This window comes from Chlorogloeopsis sp. ULAP02 (assembly GCF_038404745.2).
In the GTDB taxonomy this organism is placed as follows: domain Bacteria; phylum Cyanobacteriota; class Cyanobacteriia; order Cyanobacteriales; family Nostocaceae; genus Chlorogloeopsis.
In genome coordinates this window covers 86,403-108,990 of the sequence record NZ_JAYKTT020000070.1, presented here as the reverse complement: position 1 = coordinate 108,990, position 22,588 = coordinate 86,403, and the positions used below count along the sequence as shown (strand labels likewise).

At 42.1% G+C, this 22,588-nt stretch carries 28 protein-coding genes and 1 tRNA gene; 9 read left to right on the top strand and 20 right to left on the bottom strand.

Going from position 1 to position 22,588, the window contains the following annotated elements:
- Window positions 1-507: 507 nt before the first annotated feature.
- Complete coding sequence (ptsP, locus tag U2718_RS24850) at window positions 508-3,072, bottom strand: phosphoenolpyruvate--protein phosphotransferase (RefSeq protein WP_342002752.1); 2,565 nt, start codon at window positions 3,070-3,072, stop codon at window positions 508-510.
- A 476-nt stretch (window positions 3,073-3,548) separates the two neighbouring features.
- Between ptsP and U2718_RS24845 the strand changes: the two genes are divergently transcribed.
- The gene (locus U2718_RS24845) at window positions 3,549-3,686 is read left to right on the top strand and encodes a hypothetical protein (protein ID WP_342002739.1); all 138 of its coding nucleotides are present in this window, start codon (window positions 3,549-3,551) and stop codon (window positions 3,684-3,686) included.
- A gap of 191 nt (window positions 3,687-3,877) precedes the next feature.
- A complete protein-coding gene (locus tag U2718_RS24840; protein WP_342002738.1) occupies window positions 3,878-4,057 on the top strand; it encodes a hypothetical protein in 180 nt (59 codons plus the stop codon).
- Here the strand turns inward: U2718_RS24840 and U2718_RS24835 are convergent.
- The 4 genes from U2718_RS24835 to U2718_RS24820 form a co-directional block, all read right to left on the bottom strand.
- Window positions 4,046-4,798: a hypothetical protein gene (locus U2718_RS24835; RefSeq protein WP_342002737.1), complete on the bottom strand. Its 753-nt coding sequence runs from the start codon at window positions 4,796-4,798 to the stop codon at window positions 4,046-4,048. The genes U2718_RS24840 and U2718_RS24835 overlap by 12 nt on opposite strands.
- Before the next feature lie 252 nt (window positions 4,799-5,050).
- On the bottom strand, window positions 5,051-5,524 hold the full coding sequence (locus tag U2718_RS24830; protein WP_342002736.1) for a GNAT family N-acetyltransferase: 474 nt from the start codon (window positions 5,522-5,524) through the stop codon (window positions 5,051-5,053).
- 247 nt (window positions 5,525-5,771) lie between these two features.
- Window positions 5,772-5,918 carry a hypothetical protein gene (locus U2718_RS24825; protein ID WP_342002735.1) on the bottom strand — a complete coding sequence of 49 codons (147 nt, stop codon included), beginning with the start codon at window positions 5,916-5,918 and terminating at the stop codon, window positions 5,772-5,774.
- Complete coding sequence (locus U2718_RS24820) at window positions 5,896-6,453, bottom strand: dihydrofolate reductase family protein (RefSeq protein ID WP_342002734.1); 558 nt, start codon at window positions 6,451-6,453, stop codon at window positions 5,896-5,898. Before U2718_RS24820 ends, U2718_RS24825 begins: the two co-directional genes overlap by 23 nt.
- Window positions 6,454-7,022: 569 nt before the next feature.
- On the opposite strand from U2718_RS24820, the gene U2718_RS24815 reads away from it, so the two are divergent.
- Both U2718_RS24815 and U2718_RS24810 read left to right on the top strand, forming a co-directional pair.
- Window positions 7,023-7,271, top strand: a complete 249-nt coding sequence (locus U2718_RS24815) for a hypothetical protein (protein WP_342002733.1) — start codon at window positions 7,023-7,025, stop codon at window positions 7,269-7,271.
- A 107-nt stretch (window positions 7,272-7,378) separates the two neighbouring features.
- Complete coding sequence (locus U2718_RS24810; RefSeq protein ID WP_342002732.1) at window positions 7,379-7,654, top strand: diguanylate cyclase domain-containing protein; 276 nt, start codon at window positions 7,379-7,381, stop codon at window positions 7,652-7,654.
- Here U2718_RS24810 and U2718_RS24805 read toward each other — a convergent pair.
- From U2718_RS24805 to U2718_RS24755, 11 genes are all read right to left on the bottom strand, one after another.
- Window positions 7,634-7,765 carry a hypothetical protein gene (locus U2718_RS24805; protein ID WP_342002731.1) on the bottom strand — a complete coding sequence of 44 codons (132 nt, stop codon included), beginning with the start codon at window positions 7,763-7,765 and terminating at the stop codon, window positions 7,634-7,636. The two genes, U2718_RS24810 and U2718_RS24805, sit on opposite strands and share 21 nt — an antisense overlap.
- Entirely contained in the window at window positions 7,758-8,273 is a 516-nt protein-coding gene (locus tag U2718_RS24800) for a DUF1877 family protein (protein WP_342002730.1), read from the bottom strand. The genes U2718_RS24805 and U2718_RS24800 overlap by 8 nt, the downstream gene beginning before the upstream one ends.
- On the bottom strand, window positions 8,263-8,424 hold the full coding sequence (locus tag U2718_RS24795) for a hypothetical protein (protein ID WP_342002729.1): 162 nt from the start codon (window positions 8,422-8,424) through the stop codon (window positions 8,263-8,265). Before U2718_RS24795 ends, U2718_RS24800 begins: the two co-directional genes overlap by 11 nt.
- 123 nt (window positions 8,425-8,547) lie before the next feature.
- Window positions 8,548-9,030, bottom strand: coding sequence for a cupin domain-containing protein (locus U2718_RS24790; RefSeq protein WP_342002728.1), 483 nt, complete (start codon window positions 9,028-9,030; stop codon window positions 8,548-8,550).
- A gap of 158 nt (window positions 9,031-9,188) precedes the next feature.
- On the bottom strand, window positions 9,189-9,584 hold the full coding sequence (locus U2718_RS24785; protein WP_342002726.1) for an ACP S-malonyltransferase: 396 nt from the start codon (window positions 9,582-9,584) through the stop codon (window positions 9,189-9,191).
- Window positions 9,581-9,955 carry a DUF433 domain-containing protein gene (locus tag U2718_RS24780; protein WP_342002725.1) on the bottom strand — a complete coding sequence of 125 codons (375 nt, stop codon included), beginning with the start codon at window positions 9,953-9,955 and terminating at the stop codon, window positions 9,581-9,583. Before U2718_RS24780 ends, U2718_RS24785 begins: the two co-directional genes overlap by 4 nt.
- Window positions 9,956-10,619: 664 nt before the next feature.
- The gene (locus tag U2718_RS24775; RefSeq protein ID WP_342002724.1) at window positions 10,620-10,898 is read right to left on the bottom strand and encodes a DUF5615 family PIN-like protein; all 279 of its coding nucleotides are present in this window, start codon (window positions 10,896-10,898) and stop codon (window positions 10,620-10,622) included.
- An 8-nt stretch (window positions 10,899-10,906) separates the two neighbouring features.
- Window positions 10,907-11,236: a DUF433 domain-containing protein gene (locus U2718_RS24770; RefSeq protein ID WP_342002723.1), complete on the bottom strand. Its 330-nt coding sequence runs from the start codon at window positions 11,234-11,236 to the stop codon at window positions 10,907-10,909.
- 72 nt (window positions 11,237-11,308) lie between these two features.
- Window positions 11,309-11,488: a pentapeptide repeat-containing protein gene (locus U2718_RS24765; RefSeq protein ID WP_342002722.1), complete on the bottom strand. Its 180-nt coding sequence runs from the start codon at window positions 11,486-11,488 to the stop codon at window positions 11,309-11,311.
- Window positions 11,485-11,658 carry a hypothetical protein gene (locus tag U2718_RS24760; protein WP_342002721.1) on the bottom strand — a complete coding sequence of 58 codons (174 nt, stop codon included), beginning with the start codon at window positions 11,656-11,658 and terminating at the stop codon, window positions 11,485-11,487. Before U2718_RS24760 ends, U2718_RS24765 begins: the two co-directional genes overlap by 4 nt.
- Window positions 11,659-11,832: 174 nt before the next feature.
- A complete protein-coding gene (locus tag U2718_RS24755; protein ID WP_342002720.1) occupies window positions 11,833-11,964 on the bottom strand; it encodes a hypothetical protein in 132 nt (43 codons plus the stop codon).
- Between the two features lie 108 nt (window positions 11,965-12,072).
- Between U2718_RS24755 and U2718_RS24750 the strand changes: the two genes are divergently transcribed.
- Entirely contained in the window at window positions 12,073-12,888 is an 816-nt protein-coding gene (locus U2718_RS24750; RefSeq protein WP_342002719.1) for an alpha/beta hydrolase, read from the top strand.
- On the opposite strand, the gene U2718_RS24745 is transcribed toward U2718_RS24750, so the two are convergent.
- The gene (locus U2718_RS24745; RefSeq protein WP_342002718.1) at window positions 12,879-13,544 is read right to left on the bottom strand and encodes a pentapeptide repeat-containing protein; all 666 of its coding nucleotides are present in this window, start codon (window positions 13,542-13,544) and stop codon (window positions 12,879-12,881) included. The two genes, U2718_RS24750 and U2718_RS24745, sit on opposite strands and share 10 nt — an antisense overlap.
- Before the next feature lie 913 nt (window positions 13,545-14,457).
- The gene (locus U2718_RS24740; protein WP_342002717.1) at window positions 14,458-14,949 is read right to left on the bottom strand and encodes a hypothetical protein; all 492 of its coding nucleotides are present in this window, start codon (window positions 14,947-14,949) and stop codon (window positions 14,458-14,460) included.
- Between the two features lie 1,031 nt (window positions 14,950-15,980).
- Here U2718_RS24740 and aroF point away from each other — a divergent pair.
- Window positions 15,981-16,856, top strand: coding sequence for a 3-deoxy-7-phosphoheptulonate synthase (gene aroF / locus U2718_RS24735; RefSeq protein WP_342002716.1), 876 nt, complete (start codon window positions 15,981-15,983; stop codon window positions 16,854-16,856).
- A gap of 93 nt (window positions 16,857-16,949) precedes the next feature.
- Here aroF and U2718_RS24730 read toward each other — a convergent pair whose 3' ends face one another.
- Entirely contained in the window at window positions 16,950-17,228 is a 279-nt protein-coding gene (locus tag U2718_RS24730; RefSeq protein ID WP_342002715.1) for a DUF3493 domain-containing protein, read from the bottom strand.
- Between the two features lie 38 nt (window positions 17,229-17,266).
- Here U2718_RS24730 and U2718_RS24725 point away from each other — a divergent pair.
- Window positions 17,267-17,338 (top strand) — tRNA-Thr (locus U2718_RS24725).
- A 132-nt stretch (window positions 17,339-17,470) separates the two neighbouring features.
- Here U2718_RS24725 and lysS read toward each other — a convergent pair.
- Window positions 17,471-18,997, bottom strand: a complete 1,527-nt coding sequence (gene lysS, locus U2718_RS24720; protein ID WP_342002714.1) for a lysine--tRNA ligase — start codon at window positions 18,995-18,997, stop codon at window positions 17,471-17,473.
- A 206-nt stretch (window positions 18,998-19,203) separates the two neighbouring features.
- On the opposite strand from lysS, the gene U2718_RS24715 reads away from it, so the two are divergent.
- Complete coding sequence (locus tag U2718_RS24715; protein WP_342002713.1) at window positions 19,204-20,439, top strand: DUF4336 domain-containing protein; 1,236 nt, start codon at window positions 19,204-19,206, stop codon at window positions 20,437-20,439.
- 405 nt (window positions 20,440-20,844) lie between these two features.
- Complete coding sequence (locus U2718_RS24710; protein ID WP_342002712.1) at window positions 20,845-22,521, top strand: hypothetical protein; 1,677 nt, start codon at window positions 20,845-20,847, stop codon at window positions 22,519-22,521.
- Window positions 22,522-22,588: the final 67 nt, after the last annotated feature.

Below are 22,588 nucleotides of genomic sequence, written 5' to 3'. Positions count from 1 at the left end.
AAGTGTCAGAATCACTGCTCATAGAGAGTTGCGTATAATTCTTTTAGTGTTGCTATTAACTGGTTTCATAAGTTTTGTGTTCAAAACTTTATGTTAAATACAGGACTAGATACCATATTGTGCTGTTGGTAATATGTATTTTGGAATTTGGATTAAAGTCATTGATGATTAGACTATTCCAAAATCTTGAAATCAGAATTCCTATTCAAATTTGGTATGGGAATCCGATTTGATTGCTGAAAAAAAATTAAGTATTTGTAGGGGAGGCAGTTTGCGGTGTAGATTTTCTTCCCGCAAAACTGCTGTTGTGTTACGGCTATACAAAGATTTGAGAGTTTAAGAAAATGAGCATTAGCCGTAATGCACCACAATCCTGCTACAGTTTAAGGTTTACTTTATAAATCATCTTTTAACATTCACAAAAGCGCCGTTAAATAACCACGATCCCACTGCTAATTTCTCGCGATCGCCTATCACCCACAAGGAAAATTAAACAAGATACCTTTTCTATAGAACCAGAGAATTTAAAACAACTTCTCTAACTTTGGCAGCAGAGTCTTGTTGCAATGTTGTAGTTGCGATCACCCGTGCTTGTGCCATTGTTAATTTGGCGATCGCTTCTTTAAAAGTTGGGATAGCGGGAGGACTCAAACTTACCTCATCTAGTCCCAACCCTAGTAAAATTGGTGCTGCTAGGGGATCTGCGGCAACTTCGCCACACAATCCCACCCAAATACCAGCAGCATGAGCAGCTTGAACTGTTTGCTGGATCATGCGCAATACCGCCGGATGTAAGGCATCAGCTAAAGGAGCCACTTGTGGATTGGTGCGATCTGCTGCCATCACATACTGGCTGAGATCATTGGTGCCAAGACTGAAAAAGTCAACTTCTTGAGCAAATTGTTCGGCAATGGCAACCGCTGATGGTATTTCCACCATGATGCCCACTTCCATTTTTTCATCAAAAGGAATACCAGCTTGACGTAGTTCTGCTTGTACCTCAGCCAGCATAGCCTTAGCCGCCTGTATTTCTGCAACAGTGGCAATCATCGGAAACATAATTTTAACTTGATGTCCCGCACTAGCTCTTAAAATTGCTCGTAATTGAGTTTGCAAAATTTGGGGACGATCTAAACAAAAACGAATACCGCGCCAGCCCAAGAAAGGATTAGTTTCCGGTTGCATTCCTAAATAGGGCAGTGGCTTATCTCCACCAACATCAAGCGTGCGAATGATTAAAGGATGGGTACCCAGAATTTGAGCGATCGCCTGATAAACTTTTAGTTGCTCTTCTTCAGTAGGAGCAGTTGGGCGATGAAGATAGAGAAATTCGGTACGCAGCAATCCTACACCTTCCGCACCCATACTCAGAGCTTGTTGTGTATCTTCTATGCTGCCAATATTTGCCAGTACGCTCATCTGATGGCGATCGCGGGTTAAGCAAGGCTGGTGTGCAACAGCTAGTGCTTGTTGTCGGGCGGTTTGCTGGGTATGCTGTTTTACCTCAAGTACAGCCAAAGTATCTGGTTCTGGTTCTATCCATACGTTACCAGTCTCACCATCAACCGTCAGCAGTGTTCCATCTGCAACCTGCAATATCTCTGATGGTAAACCAACAACGGCAGGAATACCTAACGAACGTGCCAGAATGACGCTGTGGGCAGTAGCACTACCAGCAGTTATGCAAATGCCCAAAACTTTTGTCGGATCTAAACTAGCTGTGTCAGAAGGAGTGAGATCACTCGCAACTAAAATCGCTGGTTGGGATAAATCCACAGTAGTGATGGGAGTACCCGATAAGATTCGCAAAATTCTTTGTCCCACATCTACTACATCTGCTACTCGCTCTTGTAAATAAGGATCTTCGAGCTGGTGATAGTTATTCGCCACTTCCTCAATCACCGCGCCCCATGCAGCTTCTGCATTTAGGTGTAGTGCAAAAATTCTCTCCTGCACAGTCTCCAGCAGCATGGGATCTTCAAGAAATAGCAAATGAGCATCAAAAATGGAAGCTTCTGCGTCACCGATTTGAATTGAAGAGTGCGTTAGTAACGCCTGAATTTCCTGTTGGGCAATTCGTAGCGCTAATTGTAGTCTTTGCCACTCAGTTTCTGGATTTTCTACGTGATATTCATGAACATGAATAGGTGCAGCGTGATGCCAAACAACTGTTGTCTTTTTAAATTGAAAGCTGGGTGCGATCGCCACCCCAGGCGAAGCGGGAATTCCTTTTAGGGAAGAAGGGGAGAGCGCAGGAGTGGGAGAGGAGGAGATTGCTTGAGATGCTAAAATTTTGTCATCTTCACCAAAATGACTTTGCACTAATGCTTCTAGTGCAACTAGAGCCTCATTTGCATCAGTACCTGTTGCAGTAATGACAATTTGGTGTCCTTGACGCACCCCTAACATTGTCACTTGGTTAATGCTATCAGCACGTACAAAACTGCTACCTTTAGTTAGATTGCATACCTGAATTTGCGATTTAAATCGAGTGGCACACGCTACAAACTTAGCTGCCGGACGAGCGTGCAATCCTAGCCTATTATGAACAGTCAGGTGAATTTCTCTGGTTATTTGTCCTGCTGTGGGAGAAGCTTCCTCAGGGGCGCCCATATCATGAGTCACTTGTTCTTCACCAATGATTGATGGCGGATGACTGATAGCAATGCCTAATTGAGTTGCTTTTGGTACTAATGCTGCTTGGGCTTCTGCAATCACTCGCTGCATATCACTGCCAGATGCCGCTGCAACTGCTGCCGCGATCGCACCTTCTACTAGAGGTGCTGCACACAAGTGGACTTTTGTTTGTTGTTCTGGTGGAAGAAACTCTAGTGCCATTTCCGCACTCATCAAAGCGCTACCCAGATCCATCAATACGAGAACGCCATCTTCACTGTAGACAGAGGCGATCGCTTCATAAACTTGTATAGCATCTGTACCGAGCGGGTTTTGTGGATCGTCAATTCCAGCAGCAACAGCCAAGGAAACTTTGCCCTGAACCATCTGCGCTACTAGTTCCCGCACTCCTTCAGCTAACCCTTTGCTGTGAGAAACAATGACAATTCCAACCACGGCAATACCATCAAATTGATTAAAAAGCCTTTGCTTGCCCAATCCCCTTTGTTACTTACTTCCATTGTGCAACGTTAAAATCAGTGTTGATCGTTATTTTGACTCACCGGGCTTTTAGTGTCCATTGGTAATCTCCATTTTCAGCAGAAAACATTAAGATGTCTGCAATCGTACAACTTTATCATCACCTTGCGTCACTTATCCGGGATTTCTTTAATTTTTTTTGTAGTGTTAAAAACTTAACTGTCAATTAGCGGTCACTACACTTTTATGTAATTTTTGATATTAACCTATCGAAAGTACTTAGTGAATATTTTAATATAGTCAATATCAACCCTGATATTTTTTTAACAACAGCCCGCAACAAAGACTGGTAGTTTACAAGTTAGGATTTTGAGAAACTGTTTTGAAATCACTAGATATGTTGTCAAAAGTCAGGGCTTTGGAAGTCAGACATCACTGGCGAGGTGTAACAAATGAAAGTAAAAATGATTCTGTCTGCACTGACAGAGGCACTTAGTCCCTTTTGGCGACTAATTAAGTATCATTTATTTCCACCTTTGGGACTAGCAAAGATTGCTAGTTTCTTCAGCGAAGATGATGAAATCACATAGCAAGATGAACACGTTGAACCATTAAACTTGGACGATGAACCAGACTTAGTAGTAATTCAGGTGTATATTACCTGTTCTCACACCCTGTCCCGGTACAGCGCTTTACACCCGCATGGTACAGCAAGAGCGTATGACTGAGAATAACTGGGATTTATTACGATACTCGTCATGTTGTTTATAAACCAGTAAAAATGACGCCAGAGATTCTAGAATCTAGTAATATGTTCCGGGGTGCTTGGCTGAAAGAAACTTGGGGCGACAAGATGAGACATTTAGTTTATTCTGGTGCCTGGAAAAAGCTAGAACCAGTTTGGGATGTAATTATTCGTGCCAAACAGGTGAATACAATGTTACCCGTGTTAGAAAGGTAGACTAGTAGGTTCGGATCTAGTGCTGTATGTGCTTCTCTCAAGTTTCCACAAATATAATCCACTGTAAGATACGACATTACCTTCAGAGTCACCGAACATATCTGTTGCTATGGCTATCTCTCCTTCTGAAGGTAATTCACCTACAGACAGCTTTGAGAGAAACTGGTTATTAACATATAACAGTCCTATATCTTCATATACAATAAGACGAATCTTATTTGCCTGACTGCTGTCTTGGCGGAAATCTTGAACCTCACCCCATTGAATTTTTTTAAATTGAGGTTTCTCTCGTTGAGGAATTATTGTGACGACCGTAAGAGTCCACTTTACTTTTTTGTCAAGATCGTAATTAAAAGCAAGACGGTATTGAGAGGAATCACGGTCTCTAAAGATAAAGCCATAGTCCCAATATGTATGACTTGGATTAGGAAACGTTACTTCAACAATGAAATTTTTAACTTGACCAAGGTTTATTATACTTAAATTTCCATCTTCCTTAGTAAAAAGCTGACCAAATGAAGGTGCTTTTACGGTACTCCCCAGGTCTTTAAGGATATCAGCAACAAAACTTCTCTCTTCTTGGGATAACTGCTCCTCTAATTGAGGTGTAACAGTAAAGAAAGGAAGTCTCACTTTGTCTGATGCAATTATTGTTCCAACAGCCCCTATAATTGCTCCGAGAACTGTTGCCAAAAAACCAATTTGTGCTACTTTAATTTGTGCATTGCTTTGATCAGACATCGGGATTTGATATAATTCCGGATTTTGTGGATTATTAGCTAGCCCAAGTACACCTAGCGCAGATTTATTGTGTATTTTAGTCGTTTAGTTGCAAAATTTTAGAAAATATACAAAATTGTACAAATTACAGTGATCGTCTCTCTAAAACTGCGGCAACAGCAACGTCCACACGATCGCCCATCCAATTGATATAAACAGACGGTAATACTACTTTTGGAGCGATCGCTCTCGCCCATTACTCCAGACCGTGATCTAGTCTGCGTTTAACACTTTGCGGAACACAACCTTATCATCGCCCGCCGCGTAGAAGTCGCGAATGCGTGCCTCCTCCTCGTAGCCACACTTCGCGTAGAACGCCCGCGTGCGCTCGAAGCTCGGCAGCCCGGATGTTTCCACCAGCAGCACGCGCCCACCGCGCGCCGTCAACGCCTGCTCGACGTAGCGTAGCAGTTTCGCACCGCGTCCTTGACCTTGGCGATCGGGGTGGATCGCGATCAATTGCAGATTCCAAGTTCTGTCTGTCATCCGTTCCGGCTCGCAGTAGGCAACGCCCACTGGCCCGTTGTCATCGTCAGTAATCCAGAAGTTTTCTGTGTCGGTGTTTCCTCCCAAAGAATCGACCAACATCTGGCGCAATAACTCTAGCGCGCTCGGCGGGAAAAGACCGGTTGCCTCAGCTAGGGCGAGCAGAGCGGTCGTGTCATCAGGTGTGGTCGGTCGAATCATGGTGAACTCCGGCGTATTGAGATTGGGAGGTTGTCATGCATTGTATTGACAGGCTTAAAGGTTAACCACCGTGGAACTCCAATCAACGGTTTAGGCTATTTCCCAACAAAAGACACTTTTAGATAGAGCTGCTCAATCATAGGCAATAGAAACAAGGATCTCTAAACTATACCTTTTGCACTACACTATACTACAAAAACAGTTAGCTTGGCTTTGAGCGATCGCCCCTCTCAAACTGCAACTATGCCTAACGCCAAGTTGTGTTTAACTCTACCCACTGAAAGCTATCTACTGGCGCGATTCTCCTACAAAGACGTTGCGCGATCGCAAATTTGGAAATCATGGCAAAAGCGGTTTTGATGATTATGTCATCAGCGTGGGCGGGGAACTTCATAATGAAGCTCCGCAAAAGCATTACCATACACCTTTGCAGATAAAAGTTTTAATGGAGGTGTTACGATCTGACGTGGTAGCAGTGGTGCTCCACTACCAAGTGTCACCGATGCAATCTGAACAATTACCTCATCAAGCAGCCCTTGATCGTGAAATTGACCGACTAAGTCGCCTCCGCCCACAAGCCAAATATTCTTATTGCCTGCCACCGCAATCATCTGTTGATGCACAGGGAAAACGTCTCCTTTAACAAATCTAATATCCGCTCCTTTGATGATAGGCAGAATGCGAGAGGTAAATACCCAAGTTGGTTGCTCATAGGGCCATGCTTGCGGACACTCGGCTCCTTCATTGAGATGATGGTTTAAAATCCATTCGTAAGTCGTCGAACCCATAGCAATGGCTCCAACTTTGCGGATGAAATTAAGGTAGCTGCCATCTTCGGCTTCGCCGAACTGAAAGAGCCAATCCAAAGAATTCTGTGAATCGGCAATGAAACCATCTAGGCTGGTGGCAGTGTAATACTGAGTCTTCATTGAGGAAATTCTAACTCAACAAACGCCGAACACTAAGATTTAATTGCCATTATTGAAGTGAGTCATACGCACATGAAAAAGCAGGTGCAACAGCACAACTATTTTATTTATTATATGGAAATTGTCTATATATCTCCCTGTCAAAGGATGAAAAACCGAATTTTTCTATGCCTCCAGTAAGCTCTACCAAGCTTGTAGATAACCTTAAACTCATCTGTGATATCAAGTCCGGATAATCAATTACGATTAAATTTCTCCGCGTCTTTTTGTCTCCGTGTCCCCGCGTCAGCCTTAATGATAAGTCTTTAAGCGGACACAATATGATGCTGCCATCCTGATTCTCGAAGTCATTTAACAGTGAATTCTCGGTAGATTTTCTCTTCTTAGATATGCGCACAATTAAGTTTCGAGTCCCATTTTTACTCCTGTGTCAAACTTTTGAATCTTCGACTAAAGGTACTGTTACTAAGTAATGCAAGTCTCACAATCCTTTTATTGGGGATTGCGGTAGGTATTCGCCAACCGATTTTGCAACGCTTTGCAGCGCTAGAGCAAAATCTGATGCATTTGTGCAACGAGTCGAAAAGCTTGACTCCAGTGCTAAGGCAGAAGCAACCTGGACAAAAATGTATATTTATATGACAGAACGCGATCGCACTTTCTATAAAGACACTTACCCATTTCAAGGCTTGGTGAATTCTGCTTATGATGTATTGGGTATCCTAGACCGCAAGGATAACCCTATTCATCTAGACTGGATATTTCCGAAACAACTCTTCAGGCTGCAAATCAGGAGTTGCAAAAACTTGCCAATTTAAACGGCTTCACTCAGATTGCGAATCGCCGTTACTTTGAGCAGTTTCTCCAACAGGAATGAACACAAGCTATCTGCGAGCAGTATCCACTCACCTTGATTCTGTGTGATGTGGACTACTTCAAGTCCTTCAATGACACCTACGGACATTTGCAGGGGGATGAGTGTTTGGCTCAAGTTGCCCAAGCAATTTGTCGTGCCGTTAGGCAACCTGGAGATTTTGTAGCTCGTTACGGGGGAGAAGAATTTGCGATCATCTTGCCGCATACCGATTTACAGGGTGGGTTGTGGGTTGCGAAAGCAATTCAAGAACAGGTGCAAAATCTTCGCATAGAACACGCTGGCTCACCGATCAGTGCTTATGTCTCACTCAGCTTGGGAATTTGAGTCTAGTACCTGAGCAAGGCACTGCACCACAAATTCTGATTGAGCAAAGCGATCGAAAATTGTATAGCGCCAAGCAGCAGGGAAGAAATCAAATCGTTTTTTATTAGTCAAATGACAAAAGTACTATGTCGCCTTCTTGTGCTGCTAGGTTGAAAAACTCGACTAACTGAGCATACAAATCGAGAAAATATGGTTCCGTGTAAACTCTGCTCTTATGAGAACCAAGCAAACTGTCAAGACGTGATCTGAAGTCGTCCTCTGAAATATGATCTAACGCCTCAGCTATCTCATTCACCTCGCTGACTGTCAGATAACGTACCGCGCCATAGGTAGCTTCCCAAGGTGTTTCTGAACCACCCATAATCACCTTATGCAGCGATATGTCACCCTTATTTTCACAATCGTATGGAAAATTTCCTGTCAATAGGAAGTGAAGTGACTGCCAATTTTTATCAAGATGTAAATAGCGATCGCTAGCTGTTAATGCTTGAAAATAGGCATGAATCTCTTCATCCGTTTCTAAATCATTACCAAAATAAACACTTGCATAAGCAGGATCATTTTGCAACCTTTCAAATTCTTCTGGTTTTACGCGCCTATAGCTGGCTTCAATACCCATACAAACACAGATAGCGATTATTAAGCTTTGTACAACACGATTGTTCTTCTGACAATTTCAAAGCACTGTTACTGCCGAGGACTTGTGGCATAAATTTTGACATCAGGTGCTGCGAATGAGCGATCGCCTGAATAGAAAGGTTAGACCTCATCGATGTCTGATATCAAGTCCGGCTAATCAATTACGATTAAAATTTCTCCGCGTCTTTGTGTCTCCGTGTCCCCGCGTCAGCCTTAATGCTAAGTCTTTAAGCGGACACAATATGAGATCTGCGTTACAAGTAGGGCGTGCCGTCCTTATGGACAAACTTCCACTTTCCATCCACAAGCAATGCCTTGAGATCATCATCGGGATAGCTTCCTTCATCTCCTGGGGTTCTGTCACCAACTTCGAGGTACACGACTTCCTCTAAAGTTTCGTTGATCAGATGATGTCCGTTGCCAGTGCCAGCCTTGAAACCGGCGCACATTCCAGGGCAAAGTTGGATGCTACCTTCGTCAGTGTATAGCGTCGGGCATCCCTGCAAGATATAGACGAACTCGTCTTGCTTCGTGTGAGCGTGACGAAGCGCCGAAACGGCATTGGGAGCCAAGCGTGTTAGGTTGACACCGAAGTTTGTTAGTCCGAACAGATCGCCAAGTGGGTGCTTCTCCCTGCCCGCCATGCGCGACGCGAACGGTTCAGGGTAGTTTGATGGCTTGGTTCGTGCGGGTGCCTCAGCTGCGGTGATGGCGATTGGATGTGTTTCTTCTGACATAGTAGTCTCGCGAGCAGATTGATAAGGGCTAACAGTTCCAATCAGCGGCGGCAGATAACCTTGAACCAATACCAGTAGGTTTCAACCGTCCGTTGCATTGGGGTTTTTATACCGCGCTCCTTGCAGATGCGACTGCGATTGCCCAATGTTTAGGTATGTTACGGAATAAAGATTCGCCTTGCACCTCGATAACTATCAATATCAAGCACAATTTCAACCAAACTCTCAACACACCGCCCTCGATATTCGGAGTCGTTTAGTAGGCGATCAGCATTGCTGATTGTAATCACGGGCAACGATCCTGAGGTATTTTCTTCACGCATGACTTGTTCCAACGAATCCTTTCCTTTCATGCTGCGGTTGGCTGTGAGTAGAATCATTTGATTTTCCTGGGCTAATCGCCAAACAACCCTATCATCGCTGTCGTTCGATAGCTCCATTTCTAAAAACGTGACAAATCGAATCGGGACAATATCAAGCCAGCCTTGACTAGCAATCGCTCCAAATAAAACTAGGGCATGACCTTTGAGATTGTGATCAATCAGAAAAATCATACGTTGGAATTACGCTTCGCCTTAGCTGCTCGAAGTTTTTCCCAAGCAGCTTCAGTTCCGGGTTTGGGAGGCTGTGCCGCTATTCGGGCAACTAACTCACGATTTTGCTCTTCGTAGTACTGCCGGAGTTCCTCAGCTTCTTTGAGAACTTGCTGATACTCTGCTTCTATCTCTGCACGATTTGACTCAATGTAAGATAAAGCCGCATTAATTTGTTCCTCTGTAAGATCAAATAGTCCCCGGATAAACTTGGGTGGATATTGTTCCGTCACGTAGTCCATCACATCGTAGAGAGTGATTCGTGTACCTGCGATCGTCAGTCCACGTTCTGTACGGATAATCATTACTTGCTCACCGGATGACAAAGCCATACCCGTAAACCTCTAAAACTAATTCCATGTTAATCCACATGAAAGAAGTCTTGACGATCGCTATCACCTGAGACCATGTAACTGCAAAGCGCTACGCCTCCCGAAATAAGTACAGTTCCAACTATGATAAGTGCTAAACGAGCAAGAGATTTTGTAAATTTCACTGTAGCACCCTCTCATCTATTGCTTTGCGGTATAACTATTTACTACATGGAAATTTTCTATATATCTCCCTGTAAAAGGATGAAAAACCGAATTTGTCCGTATATCCTCCCATTATGGAGTCAAAAACCAAATTATTCTGTATATCTACTTATAACGGCATAAAAAGCCGAATTTTTCTATATATTTATCTGGGGAAAAGAAGTTTTCTACATAAAATTCCATTAACATTCATAATTTAAGATGGGAATGTTGCTTTTGGAGCGATCGCCTGCCGACAACTCTTAAATTCTGTCCTCAACAATTGCCTTGTACATAACTTTCACTTTAAACATCGCATTCAATTACAGCAACAATTGCAATAGTCAATAATGTCACCTGCTATTAGCTTCTACTATTAAAAATATTTTTGATAGTAGACTTTGGCTCTCACAGTGGCAGATACAACACAACACCCTGCCATTCTGCCTGTTGGCTACAATCTACCAGCAGTAACAACTCATCAATCGCCTGTCGAATGGGCATTCGATCGTTGACTACAAACAAGCCCTGCCATCGGTTCTCCTCTAACCAAGCGTTCATACGCAAAATCTGTCATGGTTGCGCGATCGTGAGTGAGAAGGATACGCTTGTTACTTGCCGCCCAAGCTAAAATCGCTGGATCGTCTACTTCTCGTAAACCGATATCCTGAACTCGGAGCAAATCAAGATTAGGTTGACGCAGCAATAGCCCTCGAACAATGTCACCGTTAAAGTTTTCATCGCTTAACAAACTCAACATACCCACTGCTATGGATTCTGTTGAGACAACAAACGAGAACGAATGTAACTCAAGTCAGGTTGAATGTTAGACAAACGTTGTCGTACAGAATCAGCCAATTGCTCTCTCTGACTCAAGTAAGCCTCTACAGCATCTTGGTGGCGAAGATAGTAAGCGATTGTGTTGTAAACATCGGACAAAGATAGAGTTGAATATCGATGAACAATAGACTCAGGAGATGCACCATCTTGAAAAGCTCGGATTACAGTCTCTAGTAAGACCCTTGAATTTCCAACTCGAATTGCTCCGGTTTCATCTTCCCACAAAGGCGGTGTCTCAGGCTCTAAAACAAGGCTCATGAACTAATTTTGCTGGCTCAGGTACACAACGATCGTAACTTAACGTAGGGCATAATCCTCTTGTCAATAAGCTCAAAGTACTGCTTTATAGGCAACTCTAAGGTTTCTTGCTGTTGAATACCAACAGAGCCTTGCGGTTACACTTAAATCTGATTCCCAAAAACTAGACTGGCTGAACTCGCTATTACTCAAATTGACGCCGCTAAGATTGCACTTATCGAAGGTTGCATGATCTCCTCTAAAATTACTCAAGTCTGCGCCACTTCAATCGCACTTTTCAAAGCAACCTCTAAATAAGAACCTCTCAGGTTAACTCCTTTGAGATTAGCACCTTTGATAGAACCTCTAAGCCATAGGTCAGCAAATTCCTTCTCTCCAGCAATATAACACCTCAATAGCTCTTCAACCTGTAGCTTCTGCATATCTCACCACTAGAAAATAAAATCTTTTTCCCACCACACAGAATCTCGGTGCATAACTATTAACATTAATATCTAAGACGGTAATGCTGTTAATGAGCGATCCGCTTGCCAACAACTCTTACATTCCATTCTCAACGATTGCCTCGTGCGTAAAGTTTACTTTAAACATCGCATTCAATTACAGCAACAATAGCAATAGTCGATAATGTCACCTGCCATTAGCTCCTGCCATTCAGAATCTTGTTGATAATAAGCAAGCATCATCTCTGCTTGGTTTTCCAGGATACGTCTAATTTTACTGCACATTCCACAGAAATTCCTGTCACGCCACTGGAGCTGATTTAACAGCGATCGCACTAACTGGATTTACAAAAAGTATAGTAATGTCCAACCAAGATTCAAGGAGATCTAGCTGTGCCAGTAATTCAAGTTAACGGAATTGATTTGTTTTATACAATTCAAGGTGACAGCGCAAACGAGCTATTACTATTGATCGCAGGATTTAACAGTGACAGTTCGACATGGGCAGCAATGATGCCATCACTAGTTAAACAGTATCAAGTACTTCGCTTTGATAACCGGGGTGTTGGGCAAAGTTCTGCACCAGAGCGCCCCTACAGTATTAAACAAATGGCTGCTGATACGGCAGCACTGTTGGATTACTTGAGTATTTCTAAGGTGCATATAGCCGGGCATTCAATGGGCGGACAAATTGCCCAAGAACTAGCTTTGGCACATCCAGAAAAAATTCAAAGTTTAATACTCCTCTCATCTTGGACAAAAACAGATGAGAAATTAGATTCTCTTATTGAGTTATTTGGCGAGTTGACACAGAAACTAGAGGGAATACTTTATCAAAAGGTTTTATTACCCTGGTTGTTTACCGATGCGTTTTACTCAACTCCAGGAGCGATGGAACAACTCATTCAGATGATTGAGAATCAACCGTTTCCGTCCACACCTAGTGGGCTATATCACCAATGCCGAGCCATTCTTGCCAGTGATACGAGCGATCGCCTCAAAGACATTCACTGCCCCACACTCGTTGTAGTTGGCAACCAAGACATTATGACTCCCGTCAAATTTTCTGAGCAATTAGCTCAAGGCATTCCCAACGCTAAATTAGTCATCCTTGAGCGCGGCGGTCATGCCTTTGTGTTAGAGTCAGCAGATGCAGTGGTCAAAGTAATGCTCGATTTCTTGGCAAAACATAGGCAATCCTACGCATGAATTGTACCATCAGGCATGATTGCGCCAGATAAATTCGCACCAATTAATTTTACGAGTAAGCGATCGCCAGAACGCATTCGCGCTCCTGTCAAGTCAGCGCCCCGTAAGTCAGCACCACTAAAGTCGGCTCCAATTAAGTTGGCATTACGTAGATTGGCTTCTCTCAAGTCTGCTAAAAGTAAGTTGGCTCTAAACATATTGGTGTCAGATAAATTGGCACCCCTAAGAATTACTTTGTGCATAAAAGTATCGCTGAGATTAGCACCACTTAAATTGGCGTAACTCATGTTTCTGCCAGATAAGTCTCTGTTACTTAAATTAGCCCGGCTAAAATCCTGCCCACTCAAGTCTGGATTTGGCTTTGGTGGCTCATATGTTCTGGCTTGTGGCTCATAGGTTCTGGCTTGTGATTTTTTTGGAGGAGGTGGTTGGTGGTGGGGAGTTTGGTATTTGGCTTTGAGAGAGCGTAATTTTTCCCGTGCTTCATTGATTTGTTGTAGCTTGATTTGCGCCTTCTGCTTGAGGCGCTGATTGTCATGGGGAATGCGATCGGGGTGCCAAATAAAAGCCAAATCTTTGTAAGCCTGGTTCACTTCCTCTAGGGTTGCTCCAGGCTCCAAGTCTAACACCCGATAATATTGCTCCAGCTCTCTCATAAGACTTTTAAAGATAATCAACTTTAATTATGAGTGATGCGGCTAACTATCAGCTTGATTTTTTGTCAAAGTTTCTGCTGTTGAATGATTACAACTAAAATTGGATTTTTCCGCAGTATTTGCCACAGTGAAAGAGATACCGTAATACTAATGTCTAAAAATTGTAACAATAGGTTTAGGCACTTCAGTGGATTATCAATGTTTTGTTACGCTCCTACAAGCAGCTTCGCGCCTGATTAACTGTTACTACCCACTAAAATAATTTAGTTTCCTCAGTATAGTTACTTATTAATAGAAAATAATGTAGTAAATTGTGATACATTTAAATTTTCTCTTGTCTTGTTTGCTAGCAGTGAACATTCTTTTTGCAATCTCATCTCAAATCGAAATTTTTAGATAAGTTAGTATACTTTTTGAAATAGTTCTAAAGAAATAGATCACCCCATTCATTTAACTAAATTTTTACCCAATTACAGGAGTATAAATTGAGTATTTATGCTCTCACTTCTACTGAATGAAGTATCTTATTTAATAACCTAAGTTATAATTTGGAACTCAAAATTATATTCTGCATTCCACTTCTGTATTTTGTATTTTGGGTTCTCCTCCAGTTCCAATATGAATACTCCAGTTAATCTCACCAGCAAAAATGACGTAGATTGTGCAAGCAAGCGTTGGGATTTGAAAATCATTTTCTAATACAAGTCAGAGAGTATTTACTTACCCAACTGTCGCAGGAAGAATTTTTGTACAGCTTTGCTATGTAAAACAGTTGGGGCAGATTGTATACCCGATCGCGCAATTACTTTGTTTTAGAAAAACTTACCAAGAATGTTATTACAGAGGTACGTTTTGCCATAGTTTAAGACACCGAGACGTCATCCAAAAGTTTAATCATCAGAAAATTTTCCTATCAACGACTGCTCAAACGCTGTCGTAAGGCTCTAAAATAAGCTCGAACAGGAATCTGATAAATCTCAATAAACAACCAAACAATAATTGCTAAATGCGAAAAAAATGTTAGTACAGTCCAGATATATGGAACCCAAGAAAAAGGAGCATCTGGATGTGGTGGGAAAATATAAGCGACTATTCCAATTAAAGCAGTGGGAAGAAAGATAAAAGCAATTGCTGCTAGCACATAACCCCAACCAAATTCCACTCCTTCTAAATGAGCTTCTGTCCAATGAAAGCCATTCCAACGCCAAACTAAGGGAGGTTGTCTAGAAGGCATTACTAGCTGCTGTTGCTCTACATTAACAGTAAAAATTTGATGGCAAAAATCACAGGACATAGCCTCCATCAAGGGCATATGAGTAATTTTACCAACATGGCAAACCGGACAAGGATAAACTCCTTGATAGTCGAAAGAAGTAGCTAAAAGTTTGGATTTGGAGCTAGGCATAATACAAATTAGAATGCTTCAAAACTGAGTTACGTCAATAGGGAATTGGTAACGGCTAATTTTTGGTAGTTTGTCGCCATAGAATACCGTTAAATCAAGTACAATTGAATGCTGATTTCTAAGACAGACGTCGAGACACGCAAGATTTACAGGTAGGTTATTAACTGAATTTCATCAAACCTCACAAGATTTTGAAAACCAATACTTTTAGATATTGGGTAGTGAATTAACCATAACTCAGTGGAAATAGCAAATGTTAGAACTTTGGGAAGGTAAGGCATTTCAGAGAATTTATCGGCACAGCGCTAGTTGTCACTGTAGATATCTGTTTAGAACTTCAGAGTATTCTTTTGTAACAACTACCATTCCTTAAGACTATTAACGTGCAACTAATGTGGTAGATGGCACAAAAATTAAGATAAATACAACAGCGGTGATCGCCTTGGCAAGCAACAAGTCTCTATCGCCAGATTTTTGTTGTCGGTAAGCTAGCTTGAAAATAGGGAACGGGGAACAGGATAAAGATATATTTTCCTGCCTTTGTAGTGTGATTTAATTACATGGACGTCTAGCTTGATTTTCTAAATTGTACTTAACAAGCAATTCAAAATTGTCATACCTCATACTTCACACCTTTTTTAGTCCAGGGTATTGACGCAGGTCTAGGCGTCTGCTATTGTCTTTGAGTATAGGTGTAATTTTAGTTTTAAAAAAAGCCCCTCGCAGATGTTCACAAATAATTCTTACTTTTATTACTGGTTTAGGGTGGTTCACCGGGAGTGAATCTAGTTTCCTAATGGAAACCACCCGGTGAACCGCAGAGCGAACTCTGCGGTTTTTGTTTTTTAAGGAGAATCTCATCGTCATGATTGATTTCGGTAGCTGGTTTTATAACTATTACTTTTGGCCCAGAATAGGTTCCGGGTAAATAGCTTCATGGCGATGAAACGTAATTACCCGGAACTTAACCAAACAGTTCCGGGTTTTTTATTATCAACTTCAAATTCTATAGTCCAAAGGAGAATTCCATCATGATTAGTGCAAAACTAGCTAGTAAGTCTGATACTGATCACCAATCAATTGTAAAACTCTCAAACAAAGTTGCTTTTGGTGATGCAGAATTAGTAATTATCGGTGGGCCTTGTACCGTTGAAAGCTGGGAGCAAATGGAAACAGTTGCTCAAAAACTATCTGCTGCTCCCGTACAAGCGTTACGTGGCGGTGTTTTCAAACCCCGCACCTCTCCCTACGCCTTTCAGGGAATGGGAGAAGAAGGACTAAAAATTCTGGCAGGAGTGCGATCGCGCTACAATATCCCAGTGATCACAGAAGTTATGTCTATCTCCCAAATTGAGGTAGTTGCTGCTCATGCTGATATGCTTCAGATCGGTAGCCGCAATATGCAAAACTTTGACTTGCTGAAAGCTTTAGGACAAGCAGGTAAACCCATACTCCTCAAACGTGGTTTAGCAGCAACACTAGAAGAATTCGTGATGGCAGCCGAATACATTTTAAGCCACGGCAATCCTAATGTAGTACTGTGCGAACGAGGTATCCGCAGTTTCGATAACTATACCCGCAACGTACTTGATTTAGCAGCAGTTGCAGCTCTTAAGCAAATCACTCACTTACCCGTAATTGTCGATCCCTCTCATGCCGTAGGAAAGCGAGAGTTGGTGGCACCTGTGGCGAAGGCAGCTGTTGCGTGTGGAGCAGATGGTTTAATTATTGAGTGTCACCCAGAACCAGAAAAATCTGTTTCTGACGCGCGTCAAGCCTTATCTTTAGAAGATATGGTGAGTTTAGTTCATAGTTTAAAATCTGTAGCAGCAGCAGTTGGACGCAGTATATCAGCAGAATTAGGGGTAGGTTTAAAACCTGCCCCTATTTGTTTGTCTGCTGCATAATAAAATTTCACGAAAACTCTGATACAAATACAGACTGTGTAGAGACGCGAAATTACTCTAGGGGAACCCCTGCGGTGTACGCGTCTCTACTGTCTAGCGTTTTTGCCTTCGCTCTTCCCAGCGCCATAAAAAAGTCATCAGCCCTACTATTCCAATTTGTAATGCTAAATTGGGCAAGGCAGTATCAAGATCGCGCCCAGCCAGTGATTGAAAAAAAAAGATGAATGCCCCGATTAAACCAGAAGCAGTGCCAGCAATATAAATAAATTTCCGTACATTACGATAAGGATTTTTGATTTCTGCCTTGAGACGGGCATACTGTTCTGAGTTAAGTTGGCTTGCTGTACGATTTTTGGGATTTGGCTGTACCATGATTACTTATGATGCTGCTATAATCTCAAGGTGAATGTGCCGATGTGGCTCAGTGGTAGAGCACTCGATTCGTAATCGAGCGGTCGCGGGTTCAAATCCCGCCATCGGCTTTGTTTAAATCATATGGTGTGTTGATGGCGCGTTCCGGACTATCGTCCTAACGCAACGGCAGTTCTGCGGAAAGAAAATCTACACCACAAAATGCCTCCCCTACAAATAGGAGATTTTTTAATTTGAAGTCTCTAAGTGGTTGATTCTGAGGGTGAGTCAGATTTTTCGGGTTTGAGTAAAGGGAAGGCGATCACATCCCGAATACTCGGACTGTCAGTCAACAACATAATCAAACGATCTATGCCGATACCTAATCCACCTGTAGGCGGCAGCCCATATTCTAAAGCTGCAAGAAAGTCTTCATCTACTCCCTGCGCTTCTAAATCACCTGCCGCTTTTCGTGCTGCTTGTTCTTCTAAGCGTTGTCTTTGCTCAATCGGATCGGTAAGCTCGGAAAAGCTATTAGCAGTTTCTCGCCCGACAATAAATAACTCAAAACGCTCTACTAAATTGGGTTTAGAACGATGCGGTTTTGCTAGTGGTGAAATTTCCACTGGATAATCGATCACAAAGGTAGGCTGCATGAGGTTTGCTTCTACCTTTTGCTCGAAAGCTTCATTGAGAAGTTTACCAATTGAAGGGCAATCTTCTATGGCTTCTAATTCGGCATTTTTACCAGCAGCTTTTGCTTCTTCCAAATTTTGGAAAGAATTGAAATCCAAACCTGTATATTCCTTCACCAGATCGTGCATGGTGATGCGACGCCAAGGTGGTGTTAAATCGATGATTTGTCCTTGGTAGTTGATTTGCAGCGTGCCGAGTACTTCTTTGGCGACGGTGGTAATAATTCCCTCCGTCAGTGCCATCATATCGTTGTAGTCGGCGTAGGCTTGGTAAACTTCAATTGTCGTAAATTCTGGATTGTGACGAGTAGAAATTCCTTCATTACGGAAAATTCGCCCAAGTTCAAATACTTTTTCAAAACCACCCACAATTAACCGCTTCAGATGGAGTTCTGTAGCAATTCGCAGATACAACTCCATTTCTAAAGTATTGTGGTAAGTAATAAACGGACGGGCATCGGCACCTCCTGCTTCTGCTTGCAAAACAGGAGTTTCGATTTCTAAGAAACCACGTTCTTCTAAGAATCTCCTAATACTAGCTGTGATTTGGGCGCGACGACGAAAGGTTTGTCTTACCTCAGGATTAACGATTAAATCTACGTAGCGCTGGCGGTAGCGTTTGGCAACATCTGTTAGTCCGTGCCACTTATCTGGCAAAGGCAAGAGAGATTTAGTCAGAATTGCGTATTGTTTAACATAAACTGATAACTCGCCCTTTTCAGTCCGTTTGATTGTTCCTTTCGCTCCGATAATGTCGCCTACATCTGTAAGTTGCTTGAGGTGATTGAAGGCATCAGAATCTATATCTGCCATGCCTTCTTGAATGCGATTTTTCTCTAGATAAAGTTGAATATTACCCGTTTCATCTTGCAATGTGAAGAAAGCCAGTTTACCGAAGACGCGACGCGCCATAATGCGTCCAGCAACTGCCACCTCGATATCAACTTCTTCACCATTGGCTAGATCGGCAAACTTGTCTTGCAATGGTGCTGCTTGATGGGTAGATTCCCAATGATAGGCATAGGGATTCATCCCTAGTTGTCTAAGCTGTTCTACTTTCTCCAGCCTGGCGGCACGGATATCTTCTTCCGACATGGTTAACGAACTCTCATAGGGCAAGAATTAATTATAGATGCTGTCAAAGTAGCATAAACTCTTTGTTGGATACGACCGAGCAAAATCTAAATCAGCTTTATACTTTCTAAGCTTAACTTGGAAACAATAAGGGCGATCGCGTCAAAATAGCAGTAGCTTTTCCAGTGCTAGAAATTGGAAAGGAGCAAAAAGTAGGTAGAATGCCTATGAACGCACACAAACATAAATCGAAGATACAAGCGCAGCAGCAACGGATACATCCAAAAGATTTGTCATGGCGATTTTGGCCTGTTTTACCACTTTACCCCTATGGCAGGCGGCGGACAATTTGCAGGGAAATAGTTGAAGATACTATTTGGACATTTGAACAACTTCAGGGTATTCTCTACACAATCACCCCAATTCGGATGACAGTCATCAGACTCGAAACAGGTGGGTTATTTGTTTATGCACCAGTTGCTCCGACGGCTGAGTGTGTGCGCATGATTAACGAATTGGTGGCAAAGCATGGTGATGTTAAGTATATTATCCTGCCAACAAGCTCCGGTTTAGAACACAAAATCTTTGTTGGCCACTTTGCCAGATGTTTTCCCCAAGCTCAAGTCTTCGTCGCTCCCCACCAGTGGAGTTTCCCGTTCAATTTGCCGTTGAGTTGGCTTGGTTTTCCTCAAAAACGAACTCAAGAACTCCCAGAAGATGCCAGCATTGCTCCCTTTGCCAGTGAGTTTGACTATGCGGTGTTAGACATTGACTTGGGAAGAGGATCTTTTGCCGAAGTTGGAGTCTTTCACAAGCGATCGCGCACTTTACTTGTCACTGATTCTATATTGTCTGTGCCAGAAGAGCCACCCGCGATCGCCCAATTAGATCCGTATCCGTTGTTGTTTCATGCCAGAGACAATGGTTGGGAAGCGAGCGAGGACAATCCAGCAAATCGCCGTAAAGGATGGCAACGCATCTCATTATTTGCGATTTACTTTCGTCCTCATGCAGTAGAGACGACAAATTTGTGGCAAGCTTTTCGCGATGCGCTCAAAGCACCAGATCATTCAAAAAAGGCATACTTCGGTTTATTTCCGTTTCGATGGCAACAATACTGGCAACAATCATTTGATGCTCTACGTTTAAATGGGCGTCCATTTGTAGCGCCAATTCTACAAACTCTGATTTTTCCTCAAGCACCAACACAAGTGCTTAACTGGGCTGACAAAATCGGAACATGGGACTTTCAACAAATAATTTCTTGTCACTTTGATTCACCGATTCAGGCAACTGGGCGTCAATTTCGCCAAGCATTTACTTTCCTTGAGAAAAAACCTGCCATCAGTGAAGATTTATTGGCAAGCCAGTCTTTGCCAGAGGAAGACTTGAAATTTATTAAAGAACTTGAGGCGAGTTTAATTAAGCGCGGTATTGCCACACCACCAAAAGAGAAAGTGTGATTCAACATATTTTTCCTACGCAAGTAATTGCTTATTTAACTGCCGAAGGAAATTTATTGCTCAAGACTGGTTAATTTACCTTGATGACAAACATATTCGGTTTTATCTTCGTATCCTTGAGTGCGATCGCTTATATGATGGGCAACGCTCCCTTTATCTTGGTATTTTATCGGAGCAAATTACTAATCTTCAATACCTTGTACCAAATTACTTAATATTAATTAACTTTGAAAAAGCAGGAACAAAAGATGAGAATAACTGCGTCTCGTCTTTGTGTAATCCTTACAAGCAAAACTTTGATTTATCCTGATGATTTAATTTATAACAGAATATATTTTAATTCTTACTTGTCAGTTATTTATTGATTATTAACTATTATTTAGTTACTAAATTGGCAATTTTTCTATGAAAATCTTCTTCAAGAATTATCGTAGCATCAAACACGCTCAAATTCTCACCGCTTTAATATTAACTGGTATTTTATCAGTTAGTAGTGGTTTAACATTATTAAAAAGCGCTACAGCCAACCCAAGTAATTCTTTGCCAGAAACTGTTAATGAATTTCAAAAAGGAAATACTAAAAAAAGCAGTTTACCACAGCCAGTAGCTAGGGCTGTACTGCAAAATCTCTCTCGTCGAGAAGGAATTTTACCCAACAAACTGAAAATTATTGAATATAGTCAACAGACTTGGCGTAATGGATGTCTAGAACTACCCAAACCTGATGAGCTTTGCACCCAAGCATTGGTTCCAGGTTGGCGGGTAATAGCATCTAATGGTAGCCAAAGATGGATTTACCATACGAATAGCAGTGGAAGTTTTTTACGGTTAGCAAATTCTAATACTCCCACAAACAACCAGTCAAAAAACTTACCAAACTCAGTTAGAAACGCTGTTTTAAAAGCCGGCTCTAAACGTTTGAATCAACCAATTTCTCGATTCCAAATCATTGAAGCACAACGAAGAACTTGGAGAAATGGCTGTTTAGAATTAGGTAACTCGACTGCAAACTGTATCCAGGTTTTAGTACCAGGTTGGCGGGTAGTTGCTAGCACAGGCAATCAAAATTTGGTCTATCACACTAATGATTCCGGTTCTATAATTAGATTCAATCAGCGAGAAAGCCAAATTAGTGATAGTAAGTTACCTCAAAAAGTAAATGATGCAGTTTTAAAAGCAGCATCTCAACGCACAGGATTGCCAATTTCTCAACTACGGATTATTAACATTCAACAAATAACTGCTGATGGTTGTTTAGGTTTAGCACGTCCTGATGAAGCTTGCATTCAGATTGCTCAAAAAGTTTGGGAAATAACTGTACAAGCAGGAAAACAACGCCTAGTTTATCGTGCTAACCAGGATGGTTCTCAAATTAGGCTAAATGAAAATGCAAGTCGTGTTGATTTACCACAATCAATTAACAACGCTGTTTTAGAGGATGCATCTGAGGAGTTGGGATTACCTGTTTCTCAACTGCGTGTAGTTGAAGTAGAACGCCGAGAATGGAGCGATCGCTGTTTGGGTATTAGCGAACCGTTGATTTTGTGCGCTCCTAGTATTGTACCTGGTTGGCGAGTAACTGTCACTGATGGACAACAGCGTTTGGTTTATCGTGTTGGTGAACCAGATACAATCAAATTTGACAGACGAGCCAGCAAAATTACTCGCAATAGTAGTTTTAAACCCGTGTCAATTCCAACCAGCGAATTACCACCACCATTAGAAAGTGGGATGGTTTTTCGACAAATTTCTAGTGGTGGCTTTGCTGGTAGAACCTATGAAACTTTATTACTAGATGACGGAAGTTTGATTCGGGTTCGCATGGGTGATGCTAATGACTCGGAACGCAGCATTCGCCGAATTTCCTTACAACAACTGCGACAGTTTCAAAGACTGTTAGAAGAAAACGGATCTGATTCATTCCAGAATTTGAGTTATCCAGCCCCCACAGGCGCTGCCGATTACATCACCTATACTTTAACCAGTCCAGATGGTACGGTTCAGTTCAACGATATTTCTCAAAATCGCCTACCTAAAAATTTGCAGGTAGTACTCAAAGCTTGGAATCAACTGCTTCAGTAGCGTACACCGAATCCCCAGTGAGTTACTACAAAATTATTTACCAAAACGGTAAAGCATCAGTTGATAT

Coding starts and splice junctions, on each gene's coding strand:
- U2718_RS24775 (WP_342002724.1), bottom strand. CDS start 10,898: ATGTTGAGTTTGTTAAGCGATGAAAACTTTAACGGTGACATTGTTCGA.
- U2718_RS24825 (WP_342002735.1), bottom strand. CDS start 5,918: ATGAAGTTCCCCGCCCACGCTGATGACATAATCATCAAAACCGCTTTT.
- U2718_RS24835 (WP_342002737.1), bottom strand. CDS start 4,798: ATGTCTGATCAAAGCAATGCACAAATTAAAGTAGCACAAATTGGTTTT.
- U2718_RS24740 (WP_342002717.1), bottom strand. CDS start 14,949: ATGCCTAGCTCCAAATCCAAACTTTTAGCTACTTCTTTCGACTATCAA.
- U2718_RS24790 (WP_342002728.1), bottom strand. CDS start 9,030: ATGTCAGAAGAAACACATCCAATCGCCATCACCGCAGCTGAGGCACCC.
- U2718_RS24785 (WP_342002726.1), bottom strand. CDS start 9,584: ATGATTTTTCTGATTGATCACAATCTCAAAGGTCATGCCCTAGTTTTA.
- aroF (WP_342002716.1), top strand. CDS start 15,981: ATGATTAGTGCAAAACTAGCTAGTAAGTCTGATACTGATCACCAATCA.
- U2718_RS24800 (WP_342002730.1), bottom strand. CDS start 8,273: ATGGGTATTGAAGCCAGCTATAGGCGCGTAAAACCAGAAGAATTTGAA.
- U2718_RS24845 (WP_342002739.1), top strand. CDS start 3,549: ATGAAAGTAAAAATGATTCTGTCTGCACTGACAGAGGCACTTAGTCCC.
- U2718_RS24820 (WP_342002734.1), bottom strand. CDS start 6,453: ATGAAGACTCAGTATTACACTGCCACCAGCCTAGATGGTTTCATTGCC.
- U2718_RS24830 (WP_342002736.1), bottom strand. CDS start 5,524: ATGATTCGACCGACCACACCTGATGACACGACCGCTCTGCTCGCCCTA.
- lysS (WP_342002714.1), bottom strand. CDS start 18,997: ATGTCGGAAGAAGATATCCGTGCCGCCAGGCTGGAGAAAGTAGAACAG.
- U2718_RS24755 (WP_342002720.1), bottom strand. CDS start 11,964: ATGTGCAGTAAAATTAGACGTATCCTGGAAAACCAAGCAGAGATGATG.
- U2718_RS24715 (WP_342002713.1), top strand. CDS start 19,204: ATGAACGCACACAAACATAAATCGAAGATACAAGCGCAGCAGCAACGG.
- U2718_RS24840 (WP_342002738.1), top strand. CDS start 3,878: ATGACGCCAGAGATTCTAGAATCTAGTAATATGTTCCGGGGTGCTTGG.
- U2718_RS24780 (WP_342002725.1), bottom strand. CDS start 9,955: ATGGCTTTGTCATCCGGTGAGCAAGTAATGATTATCCGTACAGAACGT.
- U2718_RS24710 (WP_342002712.1), top strand. CDS start 20,845: ATGAAAATCTTCTTCAAGAATTATCGTAGCATCAAACACGCTCAAATT.
- U2718_RS24745 (WP_342002718.1), bottom strand. CDS start 13,544: ATGAGAGAGCTGGAGCAATATTATCGGGTGTTAGACTTGGAGCCTGGA.
- U2718_RS24795 (WP_342002729.1), bottom strand. CDS start 8,424: ATGAGGTCTAACCTTTCTATTCAGGCGATCGCTCATTCGCAGCACCTG.
- U2718_RS24730 (WP_342002715.1), bottom strand. CDS start 17,228: ATGGTACAGCCAAATCCCAAAAATCGTACAGCAAGCCAACTTAACTCA.
- U2718_RS24760 (WP_342002721.1), bottom strand. CDS start 11,658: ATGCAGAAGCTACAGGTTGAAGAGCTATTGAGGTGTTATATTGCTGGA.
- U2718_RS24770 (WP_342002723.1), bottom strand. CDS start 11,236: ATGAGCCTTGTTTTAGAGCCTGAGACACCGCCTTTGTGGGAAGATGAA.